Annotated in this window: 26 protein-coding genes; 13 read left to right on the forward strand and 13 right to left on the reverse strand. The window is 50.6% G+C overall.

Annotated features, from left to right (window positions below; translation table 11 throughout):
- Positions 1 to 101 precede the first annotated feature (101 nt).
- Both aroC and ACIDF8_RS01600 read left to right on the forward strand, forming a co-directional pair.
- Positions 102 to 1193: a chorismate synthase gene (gene aroC, locus ACIDF8_RS01595; RefSeq protein WP_412008875.1), complete on the forward strand. Its 1092-nt coding sequence runs from the start codon at positions 102 to 104 to the stop codon at positions 1191 to 1193.
- Between the two features lie 54 nt (positions 1194 to 1247).
- Positions 1248 to 2420 carry an MFS transporter gene (locus tag ACIDF8_RS01600; RefSeq protein ID WP_412008876.1) on the forward strand — a complete coding sequence of 391 codons (1173 nt, stop codon included), beginning with the start codon at positions 1248 to 1250 and terminating at the stop codon, positions 2418 to 2420.
- Between the two features lie 169 nt (positions 2421 to 2589).
- Here ACIDF8_RS01600 and folE2 read toward each other — a convergent pair whose 3' ends face one another.
- The 9 genes from folE2 to ACIDF8_RS01645 form a co-directional block, all read right to left on the reverse strand.
- Complete coding sequence (gene folE2, locus ACIDF8_RS01605; protein WP_412008877.1) at positions 2590 to 3396, reverse strand: GTP cyclohydrolase FolE2; 807 nt, start codon at positions 3394 to 3396, stop codon at positions 2590 to 2592.
- A gap of 49 nt (positions 3397 to 3445) precedes the next feature.
- Positions 3446 to 5290: a 1-deoxy-D-xylulose-5-phosphate synthase gene (gene dxs / locus ACIDF8_RS01610; protein ID WP_412008878.1), complete on the reverse strand. Its 1845-nt coding sequence runs from the start codon at positions 5288 to 5290 to the stop codon at positions 3446 to 3448.
- Between the two features lie 2 nt (positions 5291 to 5292).
- On the reverse strand, positions 5293 to 6183 hold the full coding sequence (locus tag ACIDF8_RS01615; protein ID WP_412008879.1) for a polyprenyl synthetase family protein: 891 nt from the start codon (positions 6181 to 6183) through the stop codon (positions 5293 to 5295).
- A gap of 26 nt (positions 6184 to 6209) precedes the next feature.
- The gene (xseB, locus tag ACIDF8_RS01620) at positions 6210 to 6455 is read right to left on the reverse strand and encodes an exodeoxyribonuclease VII small subunit (RefSeq protein WP_412008880.1); all 246 of its coding nucleotides are present in this window, start codon (positions 6453 to 6455) and stop codon (positions 6210 to 6212) included.
- 73 nt (positions 6456 to 6528) lie between these two features.
- The gene (locus tag ACIDF8_RS01625; protein ID WP_412008881.1) at positions 6529 to 7188 is read right to left on the reverse strand and encodes an alpha/beta hydrolase; all 660 of its coding nucleotides are present in this window, start codon (positions 7186 to 7188) and stop codon (positions 6529 to 6531) included.
- A 243-nt stretch (positions 7189 to 7431) separates the two neighbouring features.
- Entirely contained in the window at positions 7432 to 7785 is a 354-nt protein-coding gene (locus tag ACIDF8_RS01630; RefSeq protein WP_412008882.1) for a pilin, read from the reverse strand.
- Positions 7786 to 7826: 41 nt separating this feature from the next.
- Positions 7827 to 8063: a hypothetical protein gene (locus tag ACIDF8_RS01635; protein ID WP_412008883.1), complete on the reverse strand. Its 237-nt coding sequence runs from the start codon at positions 8061 to 8063 to the stop codon at positions 7827 to 7829.
- 168 nt (positions 8064 to 8231) lie between these two features.
- The gene (locus ACIDF8_RS01640) at positions 8232 to 8777 is read right to left on the reverse strand and encodes an SRPBCC family protein (RefSeq protein WP_412008884.1); all 546 of its coding nucleotides are present in this window, start codon (positions 8775 to 8777) and stop codon (positions 8232 to 8234) included.
- A gap of 212 nt (positions 8778 to 8989) precedes the next feature.
- Positions 8990 to 9940, reverse strand: a complete 951-nt coding sequence (locus tag ACIDF8_RS01645) for a beta-propeller fold lactonase family protein (RefSeq protein WP_412009632.1) — start codon at positions 9938 to 9940, stop codon at positions 8990 to 8992.
- 259 nt (positions 9941 to 10199) lie between these two features.
- On the opposite strand from ACIDF8_RS01645, the gene ACIDF8_RS01650 reads away from it, so the two are divergent.
- Positions 10200 to 10928 (forward strand): hypothetical protein, encoded by a 729-nt coding sequence (locus tag ACIDF8_RS01650; RefSeq protein ID WP_412008885.1) that lies wholly within the window; start codon positions 10200 to 10202, stop codon positions 10926 to 10928.
- Positions 10929 to 11096: 168 nt separating this feature from the next.
- The gene (locus ACIDF8_RS01655; RefSeq protein WP_412008886.1) at positions 11097 to 11645 is read left to right on the forward strand and encodes an RNA pyrophosphohydrolase; all 549 of its coding nucleotides are present in this window, start codon (positions 11097 to 11099) and stop codon (positions 11643 to 11645) included.
- Between the two features lie 14 nt (positions 11646 to 11659).
- On the opposite strand, the gene msrA is transcribed toward ACIDF8_RS01655, so the two are convergent.
- Positions 11660 to 12175 (reverse strand): peptide-methionine (S)-S-oxide reductase MsrA, encoded by a 516-nt coding sequence (gene msrA / locus ACIDF8_RS01660; protein WP_412009633.1) that lies wholly within the window; start codon positions 12173 to 12175, stop codon positions 11660 to 11662.
- Between the two features lie 162 nt (positions 12176 to 12337).
- Here msrA and gap (ACIDF8_RS01665) point away from each other — a divergent pair, with 162 nt between their 5' ends.
- Together gap (ACIDF8_RS01665) and ACIDF8_RS01670 are read left to right on the forward strand one after the other, a co-directional pair.
- Positions 12338 to 13339, forward strand: coding sequence for a type I glyceraldehyde-3-phosphate dehydrogenase (gap, locus tag ACIDF8_RS01665; RefSeq protein ID WP_412008887.1), 1002 nt, complete (start codon positions 12338 to 12340; stop codon positions 13337 to 13339).
- A gap of 99 nt (positions 13340 to 13438) precedes the next feature.
- On the forward strand, positions 13439 to 14632 hold the full coding sequence (locus ACIDF8_RS01670; protein ID WP_412008888.1) for a phosphoglycerate kinase: 1194 nt from the start codon (positions 13439 to 13441) through the stop codon (positions 14630 to 14632).
- 46 nt (positions 14633 to 14678) lie between these two features.
- On the opposite strand, the gene ACIDF8_RS01675 is transcribed toward ACIDF8_RS01670, so the two are convergent.
- A complete protein-coding gene (locus ACIDF8_RS01675; protein ID WP_412008889.1) occupies positions 14679 to 15671 on the reverse strand; it encodes a GGDEF domain-containing protein in 993 nt (330 codons plus the stop codon).
- Positions 15672 to 15817: 146 nt separating this feature from the next.
- Between ACIDF8_RS01675 and gap (ACIDF8_RS01680) the strand changes: the two genes are divergently transcribed.
- The 4 genes from gap (ACIDF8_RS01680) (at position 15818) to ppa (ending at position 18820) form a co-directional block, all read left to right on the forward strand.
- Positions 15818 to 16879, forward strand: a complete 1062-nt coding sequence (gene gap / locus ACIDF8_RS01680) for a type I glyceraldehyde-3-phosphate dehydrogenase (protein ID WP_412008890.1) — start codon at positions 15818 to 15820, stop codon at positions 16877 to 16879.
- A 103-nt stretch (positions 16880 to 16982) separates the two neighbouring features.
- Positions 16983 to 17882, forward strand: a complete 900-nt coding sequence (locus ACIDF8_RS01685) for a phosphoribosylaminoimidazolesuccinocarboxamide synthase (RefSeq protein ID WP_412008891.1) — start codon at positions 16983 to 16985, stop codon at positions 17880 to 17882.
- Positions 17883 to 17903: 21 nt separating this feature from the next.
- A complete protein-coding gene (locus ACIDF8_RS01690) occupies positions 17904 to 18200 on the forward strand; it encodes a YkvA family protein (RefSeq protein WP_412008892.1) in 297 nt (98 codons plus the stop codon).
- Between the two features lie 71 nt (positions 18201 to 18271).
- Entirely contained in the window at positions 18272 to 18820 is a 549-nt protein-coding gene (ppa, locus tag ACIDF8_RS01695) for an inorganic diphosphatase (RefSeq protein ID WP_412008893.1), read from the forward strand.
- A gap of 62 nt (positions 18821 to 18882) precedes the next feature.
- Here the strand turns inward: ppa and ACIDF8_RS01700 are convergent, their stop codons facing one another.
- Positions 18883 to 20913 carry a sodium-translocating pyrophosphatase gene (locus ACIDF8_RS01700; protein WP_412008894.1) on the reverse strand — a complete coding sequence of 677 codons (2031 nt, stop codon included), beginning with the start codon at positions 20911 to 20913 and terminating at the stop codon, positions 18883 to 18885.
- 210 nt (positions 20914 to 21123) lie between these two features.
- Complete coding sequence (locus tag ACIDF8_RS01705) at positions 21124 to 21624, reverse strand: DUF721 domain-containing protein (RefSeq protein ID WP_412008895.1); 501 nt, start codon at positions 21622 to 21624, stop codon at positions 21124 to 21126.
- A 42-nt stretch (positions 21625 to 21666) separates the two neighbouring features.
- On the opposite strand from ACIDF8_RS01705, the gene ACIDF8_RS01710 reads away from it, so the two are divergent.
- The 3 genes from ACIDF8_RS01710 (at position 21667) to ACIDF8_RS01720 (ending at position 25640) form a co-directional block, all read left to right on the forward strand.
- Complete coding sequence (locus ACIDF8_RS01710) at positions 21667 to 22569, forward strand: M23 family metallopeptidase (protein ID WP_412008896.1); 903 nt, start codon at positions 21667 to 21669, stop codon at positions 22567 to 22569.
- 101 nt (positions 22570 to 22670) lie between these two features.
- Positions 22671 to 25403, forward strand: coding sequence for a preprotein translocase subunit SecA (gene secA / locus ACIDF8_RS01715; RefSeq protein ID WP_412008897.1), 2733 nt, complete (start codon positions 22671 to 22673; stop codon positions 25401 to 25403).
- A 51-nt stretch (positions 25404 to 25454) separates the two neighbouring features.
- Positions 25455 to 25640, forward strand: coding sequence for a DUF1289 domain-containing protein (locus ACIDF8_RS01720; RefSeq protein WP_412008898.1), 186 nt, complete (start codon positions 25455 to 25457; stop codon positions 25638 to 25640).
- The last annotated feature ends 147 nt before the right edge of the window (positions 25641 to 25787 follow it).

The following is a 25787-nucleotide window of genomic DNA, read 5'->3' on the forward strand; positions in this document are numbered from 1 at the left end:
CGTCGTTTCAGCATAAGCGTTCAAAGCCTGGAAATCAACCCGTGGGCGGGGCTGCAGGCAGTCTATGATAAAATATACAAAATTATTCAGTGAGAGTTCACATGTCTGGCAATACCATCGGCACCTTGTTTACCCTGACCTCGTTTGGCGAATCGCATGGTCCGGCGATCGGCGGGATTGTGGATGGCTGCCCGCCAGGGCTGGAGTTGAGCGCTGCCGACCTGCAAGTGGATCTCGACCGCCGCAAGCCCGGGACATCGCGCCATGTGACGCAACGGGCAGAAGCCGATGAGGTGGAGATCTTGTCTGGTGTGTTTGAAGGCAAAACCACTGGCACACCGATTGGCTTGCTGATTCGCAATACCGATCAGCGTTCGCAGGATTACAGCAAAATCATGGATACTTTCCGTCCCGGCCATGCGGACTATACCTATGCACAGAAATACGGTATCCGGGATTACCGTGGCGGTGGCCGTTCCAGTGCGCGTGAGACGGCGGTGCGCGTCGCAGCAGGCGCCATTGCCAAAAAGTGGCTCAAGCAACAGTACGGCGTGCAGATTCGGGGCTATTTAAGCCAGCTGGGTGAAATCAAGGTGCCGTTTGTGAGTTGGGAGGCGCTGGCGCATGAAGGCAACGCTTTCTTTGCCCCCAATGTCGAGATGCTGCCACAACTCGAAGCCTATATGGACCAGATCCGCAGTGAGCGCGATTCTGTGGGCGCACAGATTACGGTGGTGGCTGAGCGTGTGCCCGTTGGCCTGGGCGAACCGATTTTTGACCGCCTGGATGCAGACATTGCCCATGCGATGATGGGCATTAATGCCGTTAAAGGCGTGGAAATCGGTGCCGGGTTTGATTCGATTGCCCAGCGCGGCAGTGAGCATTGCGATGAGTTGACGCCTGAGGGCTTTGCCACCAACCATGCTGGCGGCATTTTGGGTGGCATTTCCAGTGGTCAGGACATTGTCGTCAATGTGGCGTTCAAGCCGACTTCCAGCATCCCGCAAGCGCGTCGTTCAATTAACCAGGCGGGTGAAGCGATCATGATGCAAACCACCGGTCGCCATGACCCTTGTGTTGGCATTCGCGCTACGCCTATCGTGGAGGCGATGTTGGCCCTGGTGCTAATGGATCATGCCCTGCGTCACCGTGGGCAGAATGCAGACGTGCATTCAAACACACCTCGCCTGTGATCTATTACGCCCCAGGCTTGAGCCTGGGCGGTGACCATTAAGCGCACATTTGTCATGAGCCACGCCTTACACTTTAACCTGTCGCGCTTTTATTTCATCTACTATTTTTTTGTCGGTGCATTTGTCCCCTACTGGGGGCTTTACCTGACAGCTGAATCCTTCAGTCCCGCTGATATCGGCATTTTGATGTCGCTGTTTCAGTTAAGTCGCATTGTTGCGCCTAATCTGTGGGGTTGGCTGGCGGACCATACCCGGCAGCGAGTACGCTGGATACGCGTCACCGCTTTTCTTGGCTTGCTGGGTTTCGTCGCCATCTTTTGGGCGCATGATTTCAAGACTATGTTTATCGTCATGGTGGCCTTGAGTTTGTTTACCAGTTCCACCTTGCCGCTCTCAGAGTCTCTAGTGCTGGCGCATCTGGCCAGCACCAACGGCCATTACAGCAAAATCCGGTTGTGGGGCTCCTGGGGCTTTATTGTGGCCTCTGTTTTACTCGGTTACCTGACAGACTGGTTTGGTATTGGTAGCCTGCTCTGGTTTATTCTGGTTGTGCAATGTAGCTTGTTTGGCTTGACCTGGCTGTTACCCGAGGCGCATGTGCCGCCGCATGCGCATGATGATTTTTCGGTGTGGCAGATCCTCAAGCAGCCTGCGGTGATGTCGCTGCTGATTGGTTGTGCCATGATGGTGACTGCGCATGGCCTCATGTATAACTTTTACTCGATTTATCTGGCCGAACATGGCTACAGCAAAGGCATGATCGGCTGGTTGTGGTCACTCGGGGTCATTTGTGAGATTGGTATTTTCATGAAAATGCCCTGGATTATGGCACGCTTTAAACTCAAAACCATTTTGCTGGTGAGCCTGCTCATCGGTGTGGTGCGTTTTACCATGATGGGTCTGGTGCCAGATCAACTGTGGTTGTTGTTACTGGCGCAAACCCTGCATGCGTTTACCTTTGGCAGTTTTCATGCCGCCTCGGTAGAAGTCGTGACGCAATATTTTAATGGGCGCCACCAGGCCAGGGGGCAAGCCATTTATAACAGTGTGGCCTATGGCGTAGGGGGCGCGCTTGGCGGCTTGCTGGGTGGTTTTGCCTTGCAGTATTTGGGCGGCCAATTGACGTTTACGCTGGCAGCGCTGTTTCCGCTCCTTGGGGCCGTGATCGTGGCGGTGGGTCTGCATCTGAACCAACCTTATGCACGCAATGGCATGTTTAGTCATTAGTCACTGTGGAATGCAGTTTTAGCAGATATAAAAAAACGGCCTGTTAGGCCGTTTTTAATTGGATGCGAGTTTGATCTGTGGTTATGGATAGAATAAAAATTTTAGTTCTGGCCGCTTTGCTTAGCATCGAAATCGATGTTAGCTACACTAATACTTTGTCCAAGACGCTTTATTGAATGCGCTTGTCTCTCTCAATTAACGCATAAGCAGAGTGATTGTGGATAGACTCGAAATTTTCAGATTCCACAACGTATTTGATGATGCGTTTTTCATCATTGAGCTGTGCTGCGACGTCACGCACCATATCCTCAACAAATTTTGGATTGTCATAAGCGCGTTCGGTCACAAATTTTTCATCCGGGCGCTTGAGCAGGCCGTACAGCTGGCAAGAGGCTTGTTCTTCAATCAAGGTGACCAAGTCTTCGAGCCACATAAACTCGTTCAATAATGCGGTGACAGTCACATGTGAGCGCTGATTATGGGCGCCGTAGTCAGAAATTTTCTTGCTGCATGGACACAAGCTGGTGACCGGCACCATTACTTTGACCGTAATCTCGAATTGCCCGTTTTTGATTTCACCGATAAAAGTGACCTCATAATCAAGCAGGCTCTTCACGCCAGACACAGGCGCCGCTTTGTTGATAAAGTAAGGGAAACGCATTTCCACATAGCCAGATTCGGCTTCTAGGCGCTCCACCATCTGGCGCAAGATGGTTTCAAATGAATCAATCGAGATGGCACGCTCGTTCATATTCAAGATCTCGACAAAGCGAGACATATGCGTGCCTTTGAAATTGTGCGGCAAGTGCACAAACATATCAAACATCGCTACGGTATGTTGTTCACCGCCGGTTTTGTCTTTGACAATCACCGGGTGACGGATAGATTTGATGCCGACTTTGTTGATGTCCAGACGACGCACGTCAGGCGTATTTTGTACGTCTTCAATCGTTGTGGGGATCACGGGTTGATTCATTAGGGTTCCATAGCGGGGATGCCCGCCTGTTAGTTAATAGTTGAGTTTACTACTCGGAAATTAATTTCTCAATAGCCAAGCGTATGCCAGTTTCGTCTAGACCGCATTCCGCGAGCATAGTTTCATGTTTGCCATGATCAATAAAGTGATCCGGCAGCCCCAGGCAACGGATAGCTTTCACCACGCCATGTGCCTGCAAGCACTCCATCACGGCGGCGCCAGCGCCACCAAGCACCGTATTCTCTTCCACCGTCACCAGGTAATCATGCGTGCTCGCGATCTGCAAAACCATGTCTTCATCGAGTGGCTTGATAAAGCGCATATTGACCACGCTGGCATTCACGGCTTCTGCTGCTTGTAAAGCAGGTTGCAGCATGCTGCCAAAGGCCAGGATTGCCACTTTTTTACCGTGTCTTACTTGATGCGCTTTACCGATTTCCAGGGTTTCTAGATTTGGTGACACAGGGGCGCCGATACCGCTGCCACGTGGATAGCGAACAGCCGCAGTGCCAGGGTAATGGTAGCCGGTAGAAAGCATCTGCCGACATTCATTTTCATCGCTCGGCGCCATAATGACGATATCGGGAATGCAGCGTAAAAAGCTTAAATCAAAGCTTCCAGCATGGGTGGGGCCATCGGCGCCGACCAAGCCAGCGCGGTCAATCGCTAGCAACACATCCAGTTTTTGCAGCGCAATATCGTGAATTAACTGGTCGTAAGCACGCTGTAAAAAAGTCGAATAAATGGCCACCACCGGCTTGAGGCCATCGCACGCCATGCCAGCAGCAAAGGTCAATGCGTGTTGCTCCGCAATGCCGACATCAAAATAACGTGATGGATAAGTCTCTGCAAAGCGGTTGAGGCCGGAGCCATCGCACATGGCCGGTGTGATGCCGATCAGTTTGTCATCTGCTGCGGCCATGTCCACCAGCCAATCACCAAACACTTGTGTATAGGTCGGACGGTCGCTAGGCGTCGGACTGTGCCCATTTTCCGGGTCAAACTTGCTCACGCCGTGGTATTTGTTCGGGTTATCTTCGGCCGGGCTGTAGCCTTTGCCTTTTTGTGTCACCACATGCAAAAACTGCGGCCCTTGCAATTGGCGGATATTGCCCAGCGTATCCACCAGCGTGTCTATGTCGTGGCCATCAATCGGGCCGATATAGTTAAACCCAAATTCTTCAAACAGGGTACCGGGCGTGACCATGCCTTTGGCATGTTCTTCCGCGCGTTTGGCGAACTCTTTGACGGGCGGCATGATATCCAGCACTTTTTTACCGCTACGTCGTACGCTGTCATACAATTTGCCCGACATCAGGCGGGCCAGGTAATTGTTAAGGGCGCCGACATTGTTGGAAATGCTCATGTCGTTGTCATTCAGGATCACCAGGATATTGGTATCCATGTCGCCGGCATTGTTGAGCGCCTCAAACGCCATGCCTGCGGTCATGGCACCGTCCCCGATAATGGCAACGCTACGGCGATCCAGACCGTGTGCTTTGGCAGCCACCGCCATGCCTAGCGCCGCTGAAATAGAGGTGCTGGAATGGCCCGTGCCAAAAGTGTCGTACTCGCTCTCGTCGCGCTTGGGAAAACCGGCAATGCCACCAGCCTTGCGCAGATTCGCCATGGCTTCGCGTCGGCCCGTCAGGATTTTATGCGGATAGGTTTGATGGCCCACGTCCCACACCAATCGGTCATCTGGTGTGTTGTAAATGTAATGCAGCGCAATGGTCAGCTCGACCACGCCCAGGTTGGAGGCCAAATGTCCGCCCGTTTGCGACACACTATGAATCAGAAAGGCGCGTAGTTCGGCAGCTAGTACTTTTAATTGGCTGCGTTCTAGGGTGCGTAAATCTGTGGGCGATTGAATGCGGGACAGCAGTGAAGTCATGATTAAAAAGGACGCTCACAAATAAATTTGGCAATGCCGCGCAGCGGATCAGCCTCAGGGCCGTAGCCTTCTAGTAATGCCAGTGTTTCAGTCAGGAGTGCTTCTACCAGCGCTTTGGCTTCTTCCAGCCCCAGCAGGCTGACATAGGTGGATTTGTCTTGCAGCGCATCTTTGCCAGCGGTTTTGCCCAAGGTTTGGGTGTCTGCTGTGGCATCGAGAATGTCATCGACAACCTGAAATGCCAGCCCCATCTTTTGGCTGTATTGCTCCAAACACTGAATTAATGTGGGTGCGGTGTCTGGCGCCGCGTAAGCGCCAAGTAATGTCGCGGCCCGGATCAGCGCGCCAGTTTTGTATTGATGCATGGTTTCTAATTCATGACGCGTTAGCAGTTTGCCTGTGCTTTGCAAGTCTATGCTTTGGCCGCCACACATGCCACGTGAGCCCGTGGCTTGTGCCAGTACCTGCACTTGCTTAAGGGCCTGAGGCGCTTGCGTCTCAGCAATGCATTCAAACGCCAGACTTTGCAGCGCATCACCCACCAAGAGTGCCGTGGCATCGTCATACTGTTTGTGGCAGCTGGGTTTGCCACGACGCAAATCGTCGTCATCCATGCATGGCATATCGTCATGCACCAATGAAAACGCGTGAATCAGTTCTACTGCTGCCGCACTTGCATCAGCCGTCATTCTGGCGGTGCCTGCCAGTTCTGCTGCGGCATAACTCAATAAGGCGCGGACCCGTTTACCTCCACCCAGCACCGAATAACGCATCGCCTGGTGCAAGCGCTCAGGCAACACTTGGTCACTTGGCAAGATGCGCGCCAGCACCTGCTCCACATGTTGTTGATGTGCGCGTGCCCAATGATCAAAAACAAAAGCAGAAGTGGTCATGAATAAACGGGAAAGTGGCTGGCGGGTTAATTCGCTTCGAAGGGCGTTAGTTGATTTTGTTGGTTAAGCAGCATCACGGTTTGTTCTGCCTGCTCTAACGAAGTCTGGCAGGCTTGCAGGAGCTGCATGCCCTCTGTGTAGGCCGCCAGCGAGGCTTCCAGTGGCAGTTCACCTGACTCCATGCGCTTGACGATGGTTTCTAACGCCGCCAGACGTTCGGCAAAACTTGGTTGATCACTCACCGCAGACGGTGTTTTTTTGGGAGCACTCATGAAAATAGGCCTATGAAAACGCTGGCTATTTTAACAAAACTCCCCCTGCTTGCGGGATTATTCTCAAGCGGGGTTATTGCGCTGGTGGCAGCACCTTGAGCAAAAATTGGCGGATATCATTGAGCTCTTCGTCACACACACTGTGTGGCATATCGTATTCATGCCATTCCACCGCGTAGCCTGCAGCCTCTAGTGTTTGCCGCGACGCTTGCGCGGTTGCCATGGTAATTACGCTATCAAAACGGCCATGCGCCATCCAAATGGGGCACTGTTGGTTGGCTGGGTGTTTTTCTTGGGAGAGCTGACTCTTTAAGGGTAAGTATGTGGAAAGCGCCAGAACGCCTGCCAACGTTTGCGGAAAACGCGTTGCCGTATGTAAAGCCATCGCGCCGCCTTGTGAGAATCCTGCCAGTAAAATGCGGTGCGCCGGAATCCCCTGCGCAATTTCGGCTTCTATCATCGCATTTAATGCCGCTTGCATGCTTTTAATCCCGGATTCATCTTGCGGGCTGTCCGGCTGTAGCCCAAAAATGTCATACCAGGCACGCATCTCGTAGCCGTTATTCAGAGTAACTGGACGATAGGGGGCGTGGGGTAAGATAAATTTTATGTGGGGCAGGTTTAGCATCTGTACCACAGGCTCAAAGTCATGACCGTCGGCACCTAGGCCGTGTAGCCAGAAAATGCATGATTGTTTATTAGAGTTAGCATTTAGAGTGATGTTCTTGAGCATAACTTGCGCTTGAAATTGTAATTGGCCTAATCATAATTTATTTCTGAGGCAATCAATGATGGGCATTAGTCAGATTTTTTAAAATTTTGAGAATGTTTTTCTTAGGGCTATCTTTACTTTATCAAGATGGTAGGGGCGATTTCAGGTTAAGTGTTGATCATTTTGGTAGGGCGTGAGTTGAGTTGCTCTGCAACAAAAAACGAAAGCCCGATTAACGGGCTTTCGTTTATTCCCCCTAGAGAGTTAAGATGCTGCAGCTCTCGAGCATGTTGCACCTTGAGACATATCACATGTAATGACTCGGCCTGTACCTGCGTTATTAGCTGGTACAGGGTTGAATGTTGTGGTTGCAGCTGTTGGCGTTGCAATGAGAGTGCATGCTGATGGTCTATGTGCATTCACTGGACGATTAACTGTAAGAGCAGCTAGAGAGCTTTTCGCGTATGCACTTGCCTCTGCCAAGCATGCCGAGTCTGCTGCTTCACGGGTGTAATCCTGATAAGCCGGAATCGCCACAGAAGCCAAAATACCAATAATCGCTACCACGATCATCAATTCAATCAGGGTGAAACCTTGTTGTACGTGTTTTTTCATCATGTTTTCCTTCAAGTCAAGTTTAAAGTCAATTACTTCTTTGTTTAAGTCACTGCTTTTTCAACAGTGTTGGCTAACCCTAAAGCAACAGGCGTGCCAGCCTGTTTTTTTTGATTTGTAACTGATTGAAAAATATGAATTAAAGGGTTTTTATGCTTTATTTCTTCGAATTGAATTTTAAAAGTAAGGGCATCGGTGGGATTGGTCAAGCTGACAGAAAGTGACAGCCTTTGCCAATCTGTGGCAGGGGAGGTGATGTTTTTGGGCAGGTGGTTTGCCATAATGCAAAAAAGGGATTGTGTGGTACACAATCCCTTTACTTGGTGCCAGTCGCTTGCTTTTGGCCGTGACTGATTTGCAAAAACAGTGTTGTTTACAACGTAAGACTTACCAGAATTTCCACCAGGGTTTACTGTTGCCTTGCGATTTTTTTCCAGAACCCTGGCTAATTACTTTCCCGATTCGGCAACCTTTTTCAGGCTTTCGAGACCTGGGTCAAAAAAGTCGTCGAGCGCCTTGGTGGCTGCATCGTCGTTTTGCTCAGGTTTAGGGATGTTAGAAGAGTCGGCGCGGGTATAGCTGCCTTTGACTGACACGACAGTGTCATTGCCGTTGGCAGTCACTGTGATCATTGGGTAAAAGTTAGCAAACTGTAATGTACTTTTTTCGTAAACATATTCGTATTTAACGCGCATGCCAGCGTCGTCAATGAAACGCAGTTTTTCGTACATGACACCGCCGTTTTTCAGTTTGACGGTGCGGTAGGTGGCGTCGTCACCATTTTCATCTTTTTTCTGTTCTACGGAGGTAGACACAACGCCTGAATTCCAGGCTTGTTCGTTACCAAAATCTTTGACCAATGCCCATACTTTGGCCGCTGGCGCTTTGATGGTTACGCTTTTTTCAAAGCGTAAGGCTGCTGCACCGTGCGCACCAGCTGTGAGTGGGATCAACGGCAATAAAGAAACAGCAATCATGCCTAGAAATTTTTTCATTACATTTCTCCTGAAATTTACAGACTTCTAAAACGCTTTTAAAACTGAAAGCTCGATTAAAACTTGAGGGTGAATCGGTAAGCGGTCAAAGTGTTTTAAAAAACAATCCGTGACTTTACCCAAAAATAAACTTCTTTGCGACTAATTCATTGGCCATCCTGTGAAAAAATCAAAAAATTAGGTTGCTTAAGTGCGGCGTTCATATTCTCTTGCTATTTTGCTTCGAGGATAAATTGCCCGAACGAACGGCATAACTTGGGACTGCTGATCGTTTGCGTTACGGTATTGGTGAGTGCGTCTATGATGGAAACGTTATCTGTGCCCCAGTTGACCACCACTACCTGATTGCTTGCTTTATCGTATTCGATGCCCTCGGGATATTCGCCCACGGCGATGGTCTTGATCGTGTTGCCGTTGGTTAAATCAATCACCGATACGCTCTCGGCGTGATTGTTGCTCACGTAGGCGCGACGGCCATCTGGACTGATCGCCACGCCATAAGGATGCTGGCCGGTTTTAACGGTGCTGGCTTGATAGGTCTCAACATTAAGCAGGGTTAGCGAGTTGCTGACCACGTTGACGACAAATACGGTTCTACCATCCGGGCTCAAGCTGAGCGCAAAAGGATGCAAGCCAACCGGCACTTGCGCGATGGTTTTTAACGTTTTGGTATCGACTACGGTGACGTCGTTACTGTCCCGGTTGGCGATAAACAGTTTTTTGTTATCTGCACTGACCAGCAAGCCCGAGGGGGTCTTGCCCGCTTTAAATGTTCGCTGTTTTTCAGGATGCGCAGTATCCACTGCAATCACTTGCTCACCGCCCCAATCGGCCACGTACAAGGTTTTCTCGTCGCGGCTTAAAGCAATGCCAACGGCTTGGGCGTTGACCGGAATTTCTTGCACTGTTTGTTGCGTGGCGCTATTAATCACTGACACGGTTTGGCTATTAGCGTTGCTGATATACACACGCTGTTTTTTAGGCGCAATGGCGACCCCAACCGGCGCTTTCCCCACCGCAATGGTATGCGTGACTTGCTTGGTGGTGATATTCAGCACGGATACGCTGTCACTACCTTGATTTGTTATATATGCAAGATTTTCAGCGAAAATTGTTTGGCAAAAAGTGATGAGCAGGATGATTGCAAGCGATTTTTCGATCAACGCCATATGTTGTCTGAAGAATCGAAAAAAATAGGTTAAGTTTTTGAGTGACGTTCGCATAATAATGAAACGAAGTATTCTTTGATTTGGTTGACATCAATCTTTTTAGAGAAACCTTAAAGTCAATACTGTGGTTTTTAAGTGATTAAATTCATTAAAAAAAGTATTTTTTTCTTCTACCCAAATGGGCTATGTTAATTTTCAATTTTTATAGGGTAATATCCGTAAGAGGGAATAATTTAAACTTTGAGGAGACACTATGAAACACATGTATTTAGCCGGTTTAAAGTTGTTGCTGTCAATATCAATGCTATCGCTTGCAAACTCTGCTTTCGCGATAACTACTACGACGGGAACGGTAGTCGGTTCTGATTTTGTTAACGGTCAGTCTACATACGCTACCACTTTTTCAGACGGTACCATTGCAACATTTACAGGTAGCAGCGCGTTTAAGAAGAAAAGCCAAGATGGTATTACTGGTGTAGGGATTGCCGGCGGTAGAACAGACGGCGAAATTGATATCGGTGAAAGCCTAACGGGTTCTTTTTCTAAAGAGGTTATTGTGACCTCACTGAATTTGGCATTGTTGTTCGATGGTCCTGAGTACGGTGATGTTAAAGAGGTTGCCAAATTGCTGGTGAATTTTGCAGATGGCGGTACAGCTGCATATTACCTAACTGCGACAGGCGTGCACACGGCAGCGTGGACTGGTGAAGGTAGTGTTTTGTCAATTGGTAGCGGTGCTGTAAACGGTGGAACTGGCGCTTGGCAAATCAATAATCCATTTGGTTTCCGTTCTGTTGACAGCATCTCATTCACAGCGGTAAAAGGTTACCCTAAATCAACTTGCCCTAGTTGCGATAATCAATCAGATTATACCTTTGTGGGAATGGTAGTAACGCCAGTGCCAGAAGCTCAAAGTTCTGCAATGATGTTAGCCGGATTACTTTTTATGGCTGGTTTGTACATTCGTCGTATCAAAGCTTAAAGCTGACACTTCATCAGGTATAAAAAGTTACTAGTTCAAAAAAGCTCACGATAAGTGGGCTTTTTTGTTGCTTAAAGCGAGCTGTTTGTAAACGCTCTGTCATCGGATGTCCTTTCATTAAAGTCTAAAGTGTGAAAAAATTGCAGCAAATATTGAAGGCAGTTTTTTATGTTAGATCGTGATGGATACCGTCCAAACGTCGGAATTGTGCTTTGCAATACGCACAATCAGGTGTTCTGGGGCAAGCGTATCAGGGAACATGCATGGCAGTTTCCGCAAGGCGGCATCAAGTATGGTGAAACGCCTGAGCAAGCCATGTATCGTGAATTGATGGAAGAGGTTGGCCTCAAGCCTGAGCACGTTAAAATTCTGGGCCGTACCCGCGACTGGCTGCGCTATGACGTGCCTACCAGTTGGGTCAAGCGCGAGTGGCGCGGCAGCTATAAAGGGCAAAAACAAATCTGGTTTTTGCTGCGCCTGATTGGCCGCGACAGTGATGTTTCTTTGCGGGCAACCGAGCATCCGGAGTTTGATGCCTGGCGCTGGAGTGAGTACTGGGTGCCGCTCGAGGATGTCATCGAATTTAAGCGTGAGGTCTATCAATTGGCCTTGAACGAATTGGCGACCTTTTTGCATCATCCAGCCAGACGTCATCATGCCAAACCGCGTAAACCAGCAGCTGCAAGCAAGCAGCCACCGGCAGTCACTCCTGAGTAACCTTTAAGCCCGATTCATAACCAGCTTGCAGTGGCTCGGTCTTGCGGTAATATCCATTGCGGCCTGAGGCCATGGCAGGTGTAGCCGTTGGGATAACGCAGTAAATAATCCTGGTGTTCGGGCTCTGCCAGCCAGAAGTCTGCCGCTGGTGTAAGTTCGGTGACCACTTTGCCGGGCCAGATGCCTGAGGCGTTCATTTCAGAGATCAATTGCTCGGCAACGGCCTTCTGTTCAGCGTTGGCATAAAAAATTGCCGACCGGTAAGAGGGACCCAAATCATTGCCTTGCCGGTTGAGGGTGGTTGGGTCATGAATCTGAAAGAAAAACACCAGCAATTGCCGCAGGCTGATTTTTGCGGGATCAAATGTAATCTCAATCGCTTCGGCATGGTTGCCATGATTTTTATAAGTGGCATTCGCAACTTCGCCGCCGGTATAGCCCACCCGTGTGCTGATCACACCGGGTAGTCTCCTGATTAAATCTTGCATGCCCCAAAAGCAGCCGCCTGCCAGAATAATGTTGTCTTGCATCATCTTCCTCTTTCACCGCAAGCCTCCCCGTGGTTCAAGATCACCAGGTTTAAAATAAGGGAATGCTTGAGTCGTGTATCAAATCAAACACTTACTGTCTGTCCAGTATAGTGGGTTTAGGTTAAAATACTTCATTTTAGTTCTAACAATGTTGGGGAGCATATGTCAGTTAAGGTAGGCATTAACGGATTTGGACGGATTGGTCGCATGGCGTTACGTGCGGCGATTGAGCAGCCAGAATTCAGCAATATTGAAGTGGTCGCGATCAACAGCTCATACGATGTTGAGTACATGATGTATTTACTCAAGTATGACTCAGTCCATGGCCGGTTTAATGCCAAAGTTGAAGCTGACAATGGGGCCTTGGTCGTGAATGGCAAGCGTATCCATTTAACCGCAGAGCGTGACCCAAATAACATTGACTGGCGCAAAGGTGGCGCGGAGATCGTCGTTGAGTCAACCGGCGCATTCTTGACTCAGGAAACCTGTCAGCCGCATATTCAAGGCGGTGCCAAAAAAGTGGTGCAGTCCGCGCCGGGTAAAGACGATACCCCCATGTTTGTATTTGGCGTGAATCACAATGAGTATGCTGGTCAGGCCATTATTTCAGCCGCTTCATGTACCACCAACGGCTTGGCTCCTTTGGCAAAAGTCTTGCACGATACCTTTGGGATCAAGCGTGGCCTGATGACCACCATTCATGCCGCCACTGCATCACAACTTACGGTTGATGGCACCTCCAAAAAAGACTGGCGCGGTGGCCGTAGCGTGTTTGAAAACATTATTCCTTCGAGTACAGGCGCGGCCAAGGCGGTTGGCAAGGTGATCCCTTCGCTCAACAAAAAACTGACTGGCATGTCCATGCGTGTGCCTTCTGCCGATGTGTCTGTGGTAGATCTGACGGTGGAGCTGAATAGCGAAACGACTTATGAGGCCATTTGTGCAGCCATGCAACAAGCCGCTGACGGTGCGCTGAAAGGCGTACTGGAATACACTAACGAGAAGGTGGTTTCCAGTGACTTCCGTAGCAGCCCAGCCGCCAGCGTGTTTGACGCCGACGCGGGGATCATGCTGGACCCGACCTTTGTCAAAGTGGTCGGCTGGTATGACAACGAATACGGTTATACCTGTAACCTGTTGCGTTTGGTTCAACATATTGCTTAATGATGCGCGGGGCTTTATGCCCCGTTTGCTTTTGCCCAACACCTTTTTATCCTTACCAGTTTATATTCAAGCGGCGGCGACCGCTCAAGGGAGACCTTCATGAAATTCATCAAAATGACTGACCTCGATTTGCGTGGCAAGCGTGTGTTTATCCGCGCTGATCTTAATGTGCCGGTGAAAGATGGCGTGGTGACCAGTGATGCCAGAATTGTGGCCAGTATGCCAACGATAGAATATGCATTGAAAGCCGGTGCAAAAGTGATGGTGACCTCGCACCTGGGCCGTCCGGAAGAGGGTGTGTACACAGAAGAAAACTCCCTCAAGCCCGTGGCTGATGTGATGAGTAAACTGTTGGGTCAGCCGGTGCGCCTGGTGAAAAACTGGCTGGCACCGAATGCGCCGGAAGATAGTTTGACTACCGAGAACGGCCAGCTGATTTTGCTTGAAAACTGCCGCTTTAATGTGGGCGAGAAGAAAAACAATGACGAATTGGCCAAAAAATATGCTGCACTCTGCGATGTATTTGTCATGGATGCATTTGGGACCGCGCATCGTGCAGAAGCTTCTACCCACGGCATTGCCAAGTTTGCGCCTGTGGCTTGCGCCGGTATTTTGCTGACCGAGGAACTGGATGCATTAAGCAAAGCTTTGCTGGCCCCAGCTCGTCCGCTGGTGGCGATTGTGGGAGGGTCTAAAGTATCGACCAAGCTCACCGTGCTGGAAAGCTTGTCTGATAAGGTGGATCAGTTAGTGGTGGGTGGCGGTATTGCCAATACTTTCCTCAAGGCCGCTGGCAATGAAGTGGGCAAATCACTGTGCGAAGAGGACCTGGTGGAAACGGCCAAAGGCCTGATGGGTAAGATGGCAGCACGTGGCGCCTGCGTGCCGATTGCTAAAGATGTGGTGGTGGGCAAGCAGTTTGATGCGAATGAGTCTGCCGTGAAAAAAGCCGCAACTGAGGTGGCTGCGGATGAAATGATTTTTGATATCGGCGCGCAATCTGCGGCCGAGTTGGTGGATATCATCATGAAAGCTGGTACCGTGGTCTGGAATGGTCCGGTGGGGGTATTTGAGTTTGACCAGTTTGGTGAAGGCACCAAAACCATTGCCAAGGCGATCGCAGAAACCAAGGCGTTTACGCTGGCGGGTGGCGGTGACACCATTGCCGCCATCCAAAAATATGGCATTTACGACAAAGTCTCTTACATCTCAACTGCCGGCGGGGCATTTCTAGAGTTTTTGGAAGGTAAAACCTTACCTGCGGTGGCCATGCTGGAAGAGCGCGCTGCCTAGCTTCTGTTAATGACGGTAGCTGCTCGCTGATTTGGCCTCTTACAGGTTACACCGAGAGCGGCACCGTCAACCTGTGATGTTTGTCATACACTTCAACGCGGTTGCGGCCCTGTTTTTTTGCCACATACAGGGCCTTGTCAGCCTGCTCTAGCAGCAAATTCCCGTCTTCACTAAAGTTGAGCCACTGGTTGCGTGCATGTTCTTCCTTCTGGGATTGTGCATGATGGATGCCCAGTGAGGCAATGCCTATACTCACGGTCATCAAACGGTGGCCAGCAAAACGGATATCCAGCGCCATGACTTTTTGCCGGATGCGCTCTGCAATTTTGACGGCCTCGTGCTGGGTGGTTTGGCCTAGCACCAACACAAACTCTTCGCCCCCGTAGCGGGCTGCCAGATCACCAGGCCGGTTACTAAAGCCTTGCAAAATGGTGGCCAGTTGCCGCAAACAATCATCGCCCGCTGCGTGCCCCATGCTGTCATTGAGTTGCTTGAAGTGATCGGCATCGACCATCATTACGCTCAAGCTGGATTGATGGCGGATAGCACGTGACCACTCATCCCGCATGAATTGCTCCAGGCGGCGGCGGTTGGCAAGGCCGGTGAGTGGGTCGGTGAGGGTGAGGGCCGAGATGCGATCCTCCACCTGTTTGTGGTGCGTGATATTGGTTAATGTCAGTAAAAAAAGCTGGCCCTGCTGCGCCAATGCACTTTGCATCGGCTGTAAATTTAAGGTCAACCAGGTGGGCTCTTGAGTGGGGGTGTGGCAAAGGTAATCGATACTGAAATGATCGCGCATGCCACTGAGTACCTGCTGTACGCCTTCCAGTAAGGCGGGTTGGTTAGTGTCTTCACTGGCCTGGCAAATATCCAGATAAGAGATGCCAAACCAGTCGGTTTGAAGTTGAAGGCCAAAATGCAGGCCGAAATTACGCCAGGCCTGATTCACATAAAGAATGCTGCTTGCTTCATCAATCACTGCGACTTGCAATGATAATGTGTCCAGAATACCACTCAGTAATTGCTCTGCAACGTTCACAAAATATCCGATGGGCGGGGGCTTTAATGATTTAAAGTTTTCAACTCTATTCTATTCAAGGCCGCGATGGCTGTCTAACGCTAAAGCTTAAATTGAGCATCAAAATTGCTTGTTTTAGGATATCCACGACAAAAGGAGTCCAAAAAATGACTGTTCGGATCGGTATCAACGGGTTTGGAAGAATTGGGCGTATGGTGCTCAGGGCGGCTTTAAATCAGGCAGAGTTCAAGGATATGGAAGTGGTGGCGATCAACGGGATCGAGGAGCCAGAGCATATGTTGTATATGCTCAAGTATGACTCGGTGCACGGTAGGCTCGCATACGATGCACAGTTAGAGGGCGGATCACTGGTCGTTAATGGTAAAAAAATACGGCTCACGTCACATAAAGATCCAGCGCAGATTGACTGGGCCAGCGCAAATGTCGATGTGGTCGTTGAATGCACGGGTGTTTTTTTGACCAAGGAAACCTGTGCGGCGCACATTCAAGGCGGTGCCCGCATTGTTGTGCAGTCGGCACCCGGTAAGGACGACACACCGATGTATGTCTACGGCGTCAATCATTATCACTACCACGGGGAAGAAATTGTTTCTGCGGCTTCTTGTACCACCAATGGCTTGGCGCCGCTTGCCAAGGTGTTGCATGACCATTTTGGCATCAAGCGTGGCCTCATGACCACCATTCATGCGGCCACGGCGACGCAAAAAACGGTGGATGGCACTTCGAACAAGGACTGGCGCGGTGGGCGAGGGGTCTTTGATAACATTATTCCTTCGAGTACCGGCGCGGCCAAGGCAGTAGGTAAAGTGATTCCAGCCCTCAATAAAAAATTAACCGGTATGTCTATGCGGATTCCTTCGGCGGATGTGTCCGTGGTTGACCTGACGGTTGAGTTGCAGCAAAAAACCACTTACGAGGATATTTGTGCGGTCATGAAGTATGCCGCGGAGCGCGATTTGAAAGGAGTGTTGGGGTATACCGACGAAGCAGTGGTTTCCAGTGATTTCCGGGGGTATCCCGCTGCCAGCGTGTTTGATGCCTCGGCGGGCATTATGCTGGATCCTTCTTTTGTAAAACTGGTGGCCTGGTACGACAATGAATATGGCTACACCTGCAATTTGCTGCGCCTGACGCGCTATGTCGGTTATGCCAAACTATGCATGACAAACTTGCCTGATCCGGTGGATATTGAAGAGGTGGCCGCCTAGTAAACCAACTTGTGATTGCCAATAATGCTTGGATAGGGCAATTTATTCGCCTGCGAGGCCGTGGCGCATTTATAATGCGGTTTTTACTTATGTGATCACGATTATGTCAGCGCCATTGCTCGAAACGTCTATCAAGAGTCTGAAGAAACTGCACCAGGGGAAGGTGCGTGATATTTATGATATCGACGCGCATACCATGTTACTGGTGAGCACGGATCGCCTGAGTGCTTTTGATGTGATTTTGCCCACCGGTATTGAGCACAAAGGCGCGATGTTGACGCAAATGGCCAATTTCTGGTTTGAGCAGTTGCAGAGTGTGGTGCCCAACCATTTGACTGGTATCGCGCCAGAGTCAGTGGTCGCGCCGGATGAAGTCGCGCAGGTCAAAGGTCGCGCCGTGGTGGTCAAAAAACTCAAAGCCTTGCCATTAGAGGCCATTGTGCGCGGTTATCTGGTCGGGAGTGGCTGGAAAGAATATCAGGCCAAAGGCACCGTATGTGATATTCCGTTGCCTGCTGGCCTGCAACTGGCACAGCAGTTACCACAGCCCTTGTTTACCCCGTCCAGCAAAGCAGCGGTAGGGGAGCACGATGAGAACATCAGTATCGCCCAGGTAGAGGCTTTGATTGGCAAAGCGCTGACGGCACAGGTCGAGCAGGCGGCGATTGCCTTGTATACGCGTGCGGCAGAATATGCACGCACCAAAGGCATTATTATTGCCGATACCAAATTTGAATTTGGTGTCGATGAGCACGGCGTATTACATGTGATGGATGAGGTATTAACGCCGGACTCTTCACGCTTTTGGCCTGCAGATCAATACCAGGTGGGCAGCAACCCACCCAGTTATGACAAGCAATATGTCCGAGATTGGCTTGAAAGCTGCGGTTGGGACAAAACACCACCAGGACCGGAATTGCCTGCCGATGTGGCGCAACGCACCTCTGACAAGTACATGGAGGCCTTTGCCAAACTGACCGGACGCACCCTGCAAGTGGACTAATGCCTGAACGGGTGAATGAGGATGGGGTTGCGTGCACAACTCGTGACGCTGGGGCAACGCTTTAAACAGGAAGTCTTGTTTTATCGCGCCTTGCATTCACATCCGCAAACGCCTTGGTTAGCCAAAGCTCTATTATGGTTAGCTTTGGCTTATCTGGTGTTGCCTTTTGACCTGATCCCCGACTTTATTCCCGTGATCGGCCAGTTGGATGAGTTGGTGATTATTCCGCTATTGTTGTATTTGGCACTCAGACTGATTCCAGTGGCTATCAGGCAACAATGCCGTGATGAATTCACACCTGCGCAAGATCAAAAATAGTGTTGTTTGCCAGCAAATGTTCATATTAATCGCCTATAATGGCGATTTTTTATAGGGATAGGTTTAAGAACATGTCTTTGAATTTGGTGCCTAGCGGCAAAGATTTGCCTCACGACTTTAACGTCATTATTGAGATCCCAGCCAATGGTGATCCAGTAAAGTATGAAGTGGATAAAGAAAGCGGTGCATTGTTCGTTGATCGCTTTATGGGCACCTCCATGCAGTATCCATGTAACTATGGCTATATTCCACATACCCTCGGCGATGATGGAGACCCGGTGGATGTGCTGGTGATTACGCCTGTGCCATTGTTACCTGGCGTCGTGGTGCGTTGCCGTGCATTGGGTATGTTGAAAATGACCGACGAAGCGGGTGGTGATGCCAAGGTGTTGGCTGTGCCGATTGCTAAAGTCTGTGGCCTGTATGCTTACCAGAAAACATTGACGGATGTTTCCCCTTGGCGCCTGGATATGATTGCGCACTTCTTTGAGCACTACAAAGACCTCGATAAAGGTAAATGGGTGAAAATTGAAGGCTGGGTCGGGATTGAAGACGCACACAAGGAAATCGTTGACGGTGTTGTCCGCTACAATGAAGCTGAAGTGAAGCCAGCATTTTAATTAGCTGCCACACATAAAAAAGCCGGGTCGTCAGCCCGGCTTTTTGCTTTTTGAACACGGGGCTAATGTAGCAAAGGCACAATCAATAGCGCGACAATATTGATGATTTTAATCAGCGGATTCACGGCGGGACCGGCGGTATCTTTGTAAGGATCCCCAACGGTATCACCGGTGACTGCTGCCTTGTGCGCATCGGAGCCTTTGCCGCCATGATGTCCATCCTCAATATATTTCTTGGCATTATCCCAAGCACCGCCACCGGTACACATTGAGATCGCCACAAACAGTCCGGTGACGATTGTGCCCATCAATAAACCGCCTAACGCGACCGGCCCCAGAAACAGCCCGACCAGAATGGGGGCGGCGACTGGCAAGAGGGAAGGCAGCATCATTTCCTTGATGGCCGCACTGGTGAGCATATCCACGGCTTTCCCATATTCCGGCTTGGCAGTGCCTTCCATAATGCCTTTGATTTCACGGAATTGCCGGCGGACCTCTTCAACCACACTGCCTGCGGCCCGGCCTACTGCTTCCATTGCCATGGCGGCAAACAAAAACGGAATCAAACCGCCGACAAACAGGCCAATAATGACTTTTGGGTCGCTTAAATCAAAACTGGCCGTAATGCCCGCGCCTTCTAGCTTGTGAGTGTAGTCTGCAAACAGCACTAACGACGCCAAGCCAGCCGAACCAATCGCATAGCCTTTGGTGACGGCTTTGGTGGTGTTGCCTACGGCATCCAGCGGATCGGTCACATCGCGCACACTGCTGGGGAGTTCAGACATTTCGGCAATGCCGCCTGCGTTGTCTGTGATCGGGCCATAAGCGTCGAGTGCAACCACAATCCCGGCCATGCTGAGCATGGACATGGCGGCGATCGCTACCCCATACAGACCTGCCAGATGAAAGGCGACATAAATCGCGATACAGACCGATAGCACAGGGAGGGCGGTGGACTTCATGGAGACGCCTATGCCGGCGATGATATTGGTGGCATGGCCGGTGGTAGAGGCTTGCGCCACGTGTTTGACCGGCGCGTAATCAGTGCCCGTGTAGTATTCAGTAATCCACACTAATGCCGCTGTGAGTACCAGCCCCACTGCACAGGCGCCAAATAGGGCCTGGCTGGAGATCGTGACCTCGCCGTGACTGTAGCCTTGCGGGAAGACATATTGCGTGACAAAGTAAAACGCAATCAGTGACAAAATGCCCGCTACTGCCAAGCCTTTGTACAAGGCAGGCATCACATTCTTCATGCCAGGGGAGGCTTTGACAAAAAAACAGCCGATAATTGAGGCGACGATAGAGACGGCGCCGAGCAGCAGTGGGTAAATAACGCCATTGGCGCCTGCTTCTGCGGCCATCAGGCCCCCAAGTACCATGGTGGCAATTAAGGTCACCGCATAGGTTTCAAACAGGTCGGCGGCCATGCCAGCACAGTCGCCCACGTTATCCCCCACATTATCTGCAATCACTGCCGGATTGCGCGGATCATCTTCCGGGATGCCTGCCTCCACCTTGCCCACCAGGTCGGCACCCACATCTGCGCCTTTGGTGAAAATGCCTCCACCCAGCCGGGCAAAGATAGAAATCAACGAAGAGCCAAACGCCAGCCCAATCAGCGGATTGAGGTCAGTCGCCTGCTCTGCACCGAGGTAGGTATAAAATCCTGCCACACCAAGCAAGCCTAGTCCCACCACAAGCATGCCGGTGATGGCACCCCCTTTAAAAGCCACATCCAAGGCGGCAGCAATGCCCTGTGTGGCCGCCTGCGCAGTGCGGACGTTTGCCTTCACCGAGACGTTCATGCCAATAAAGCCGCAAGCGCCAGACAACACTGCACCAATGACAAAGCCGATAGCTGTTTGTGGACTTAAAAAAATGCCGATCAAGATGGCGAGGATGATTCCGACCAAGGCAATGGTTTTGTATTGTCGGGAGAGGTAGGCCGCGGCTCCTTGTTGAATCGCCCCGGCAATTTCCTGCATGCGGGCATTGCCTGCGGGTAAGCCTGAAATCCATTGACTCATTACTACGCCATACACCACCGCCAAAACGGCAGCCCCAAGCGCTAACATTAGTGCGACTGACATGACTTCTCCTGTTCCTGATGAAACTACGTTGAAGATAATGACTGCTCACCACCCTGTTGCTGTATTTGTTAATAAAATGTAACAGGTTGGGGCATTATTGCACTATTAAAGTGCGTCTTCAATAGCAGTCACTGCGCGAGGGTGGCTACGATCAGCTGGCTACAGAATCAGGGCGGGGTTGGCAGCCTGTCCGCGGGAGATTGCGGCTGCTTAATCTTGACGTTGATGATCAACGAAATCCATCAGGACTGCTTCCAGGGCCGGGTTGTCAATTTGTTGGGCGCAACGTTCTAATGCCGTTAACGCTTGGTTGGAAGGTGCTTTGATGCGTTTGGTTTTGGCGGGAGGGCGAGATTTCACTTGCACTTTGACCTTAATTGCGTTAAGGTTTAAGCCTTTGATTTTCTGGGAATTTTGGCAAAAATCCCGGATTTTTCGCAAGAGTTGGGTTTCCATGAGCCTGATTCTGCTGGCCACAGCGCCGGATTGCACCGCAATCGTCAGCGCCCCCTCTTGTAGGGCCAGCACATGCGAGAGCCTGGAAAATTCCGGGGCAACTGTAGTCCAGCATTGTTGTAATTGTTGGCGGTGATCCGCCTCTTGCAGCAGCGGTTTGAGCGCTTGGTGATGTTTGAAAATCTGGTTGATTTTGAACATGACGGGTTGTCCACAGAATGCTTGAATATTGTACACCACATCGATGGCATGCATGGGTAACCAGCAGGCGGCGGGTGCATCGCGAGAGTTCGTAGCATGATTAATATCATTATTGTTTCAGAAAAAATGGCCAAGCCGAAAACGCTGGGCCTGTTTGAAAGTATTGGCCTGGTGTTGGCACTCATTCTGGTGCCTGTCGTCTTAACCTTGCTATTTATCACGCCCCAACAGGTGATTAAGTCCCAAGGTGTTAAGGCGATGCTGCCGCCTCATCTGCGTGGCGCCATGCTGTCTACGCAAAACCATCTGGATGCCTATGCCAAGCAAATTGGCGAATTACAGGCACGTATTTTACGTCTGGACGCACAAAACCAGCGCTTGTCCAAACTGGCGGGTGTCAAATCTACGGCCGAGCCCATCAATGAAAGAACGCCAGTCAATGAGATTATGGGGCGTGGTGGTCCGCTGGTGAAAGATTCCCCCCTGAGTGAAGCGGACTTGAAAGCAACGATAGAGCAGATGTCTGCTGATCTTGATCTGCGTGACGAATATCAGGGCAAGCTGGAGGCCAAATTATTGCAAAAAAGCGTGTTGCGGGAGATGTTGCCTAACAGTAGTCCGGTAGAAGCCGCTTACAGTTCGTCCAGTTATGGCTGGCGTATTGACCCCATGAGTGGGCATCGCGCTTTTCACGAGGGCTTGGATTTTCCTGCCTCCGTCGGGACGCCTGTCTATGCTGCTGCGGATGGTATCGTGACCAGCGCGGTTCAAACTTCAGACTATGGTAATTTGCTCAAGATTGATCATGGCGCTGGTCTGGAAACCCGTTACGCACACAATTCAAAGTTGCTGGTGAAGTCTGGTGACCGCGTCACCAAAGGTCAGAAGATCGCACTGATCGGCAGTACTGGCCGTTCAACCGGCCCGCATTTACATTACGAAATTCGTCTCAATGGTAACCCGCTGGACCCTCGGGAATACCTCAAAAATCACTCCTGAGCCAGTCAGGGAGTACAATAATTGAGACAATCCCCCTCTATATCTTATACAATCTCTGTTTATTTCAATTAACGCCGCGTCAGCGGAAATCGGTGTGACTCATGTTAGCCTCGTTGTTTAAAAAAGTATTCGGTAGCCGCAATGACCGGCTCGTCAAGCAGTATCAGCAAATCGTCAAACAAATCAATGCGTTAGAGTCTGAAATCGCCGCGCTCACAGATGAGCAGTTGCGCGCCAAAACAGAAGAATTCAAACAGCGTTACGCAGGCGGTGAAAGCCTGGAAAAACTGTTGCCAGAGGCCTTTGCGGTCGTCCGTGAGGGAGGCAAGCGTGTATTGGGCATGCGTCATTTTGATGTGCAACTGATCGGTGGCATGGTGCTGAATGCAGGCAAGATTGCTGAAATGCGCACCGGTGAGGGTAAAACACTGGTGGCTACCTTGCCGACTTACCTGAATGCCCTGACCGGTCAAGGTGTGCATGTGGTGACCGTTAACGACTACCTCGCCAAACGTGATGCCGAGTGGATGGGTAAGCTATATAACTTCCTGGGCCTGACCGTGGGCATTAACCTGTCACAAATGCCGCATGATGCCAAACAACAGGCCTATGCAGCAGATATCACCTACGGGACCAATAACGAGTTTGGCTTTGATTACCTGCGCGATAACATGGTGTTCAGCAAGGAAGAGCGCGTACAGCGTCCTTTGCATTATGCATTGGTGGATGAAGTCGACTCTATCCTGATTGATGAAGCCCGTACGCCATTGATTATTTCTGGCCAGGCTGAACACAGTGTGGACCTGTATGGCGCAATTAATGAAGTAGCCAAGCAATTGGTGCGTCAGCAAATCGAAGACGGCGAGGGCGACTTCTGGGTAGATGAAAAAGCCCAGAGTGTGACCATGAGTGAAGCCGGGCATGAGCATGCCGAGCAGTTACTAGAGCAAACGGGCTTGCTGGCGGCAGGTTCAAGCCTGTATGAACCTGCAAATATTACGCTGGTGCATCACTTGTATGCGTCCTTGCGTGCGCAAAACCTTTATCACCGTGACCAGCATTATGTCGTGCGTAGCGGCGAGATCGTGATTGTGGATGAGTTTTCTGGCCGGATGATGCCGGGCCGTCGCTGGTCAGACGGCCTGCATCAGGCGGTGGAAGCCAAAGAAGGTGTCGCGATTCAAAAAGAAAACCAGACCCTCGCCTCGATCACATTCCAGAATTACTTCCGCATGTATCAAAAACTGAGCGGCATGACTGGGACTGCCGATACCGAAGCCTATGAGTTTAACCAGATTTATGGTCTGGAAACCGTGGTTATTCCGACTCACCGACCCGTTCAGCGTCTAGATGCGATGGACAAGGTCTACCGCACGGCGATGGAAAAATACAAAGCCGTCATTGAGGATATCAAACAGTGTCAGGCCAAAGGCCAGCCTGTGCTGGTCGGGACCACCTCCATTGAAAATTCCGAACTAATTTCCAAGCTGCTTACGCAGGCCAAGCTAGAGCATCAGGTGTTGAATGCCAAACAGCATGAGCGCGAAGCGACCATCGTGGCAGAAGCCGGGCGTCCAGGCGTGATCACCATCGCGACAAATATGGCGGGCCGTGGGACGGATATTGTTCTGGGCGGCAATTCCGAAAATGAAATTCACGCCATCCAGCAGGATGAAAAATTGTCCGAGGCAGAAAAAGCCAGCAAAATCGCCCAGCTCAAAGCCGAATGGCAGCAACGTCATGATGCGGTACTGGCCGCAGGTGGTTTGCATATCATCGGTACTGAGCGACATGAATCCCGCCGGGTGGATAACCAGTTGCGTGGCCGCGCAGGTCGTCAGGGCGATCCAGGCTCCAGCCGCTTCTATTTGTCGTTGGAAGACCCCTTGCTGCGTATTTTCTCTGGAGAGCGCGTGGCGGCGATTATGACCCGTCTCAATATGCCAGAAGGTGAAGCCATTGAGCATGCCATGGTGACACGTGCCATTGAGAACGCGCAACGTAAGGTGGAAGGCCGTAACTTCGATATCCGCAAGCAATTGCTGGAATACGACGATGTTTCTAATGACCAGCGTAAGGTCATTTACGAACAGCGTAATGAATTGCTCGAATCCGTGGATGTGGGTCAAACCATCCATGCCATGCGTGAAGATGTTATCAATAGCTTGTTCAATACCTATGTGCCGCCTGGCAGTGTAGAAGAGCAATGGGAGGTTTCAGCCCTGGAGCAGGCCTTGCAAGCAGAGCTAGGCTTGAGCCTGCCGGTGGCAGAGTGGCTAGAGAATAATCCAGACCTGCATGAAGAGACCCTGCGTGAGCGTATCCTGAATGCGGCCAATGAGTTCTATGCCTCCAAAGAGTCGCTGGCGGGGAATGACAACATGCGCAATTTTGAGCGTGCAGTCATGCTGCAAAGCCTGGATAACCATTGGCGCGAGCATTTGGCGGCACTGGATCACCTGCGTCAAGGCATTCATTTACGCTCTTATGCGCAAAAGAACCCCAAACAAGAATACAAGCGTGAAGCGTTCGAGCTGTTTGAGTCACTGTTGAATACGGTAAAAAGTGAAGTCACCAAAATCACCATGCAGGTGCAGATCCGCTCCCGCGAAGAGCTGGAAGCCGAAGAGCGCCGTGCCGAAGAAGCCATGCGCGCTGCCGAGGTGGCAAATGTGCAGTATCAACACACTGATTACGACGCTGCCCTGGCTAACAGCGATACCGCGGCTAGCGAAGCGTTGAGCTTGCCAGAGGGGGTGCGCGTCGGCCGCAATGATCCTTGCCCGTGTGGTTCTGGCAAAAAATATAAAAATTGCCACGGTGCCTTGAGTTAGGCGTCTTAAGTTAATTTCGCTGATTGAATATTGGATTGAGAGGAAATGACAATGTCTGAGCAGGAAATTGCTTCTCCTTGTGTTGGAGTATGCAGCATGGATGAGGTGACCGGTTTCTGCCAGGGCTGTTTTAGAACGCTGGAAGAAATCCGTCAGTGGTGGGATATGGACAATGTGGCCAAAACAGAAGTGATCAAAACCGCCGCCGCACGTGAAGCAGCGGTATTCGGCGAATAAGCCTTTTAGCAATACAGTGACGCAAAAAGTAAAAAGTCGGCAGTTGCCGACTTTTTTATGTGCATGACATCTCCATCTTTAACCATTGGAAATGGCACAGCCCGGTGACGAACTGACATCGCAAGCTAGAGCATCTGGACCACTGAG

The sequence above is a fragment of the Methylophilus sp. 3sh_L genome (assembly GCF_046766015.1).
Taxonomy (GTDB): domain Bacteria; phylum Pseudomonadota; class Gammaproteobacteria; order Burkholderiales; family Methylophilaceae; genus Methylophilus.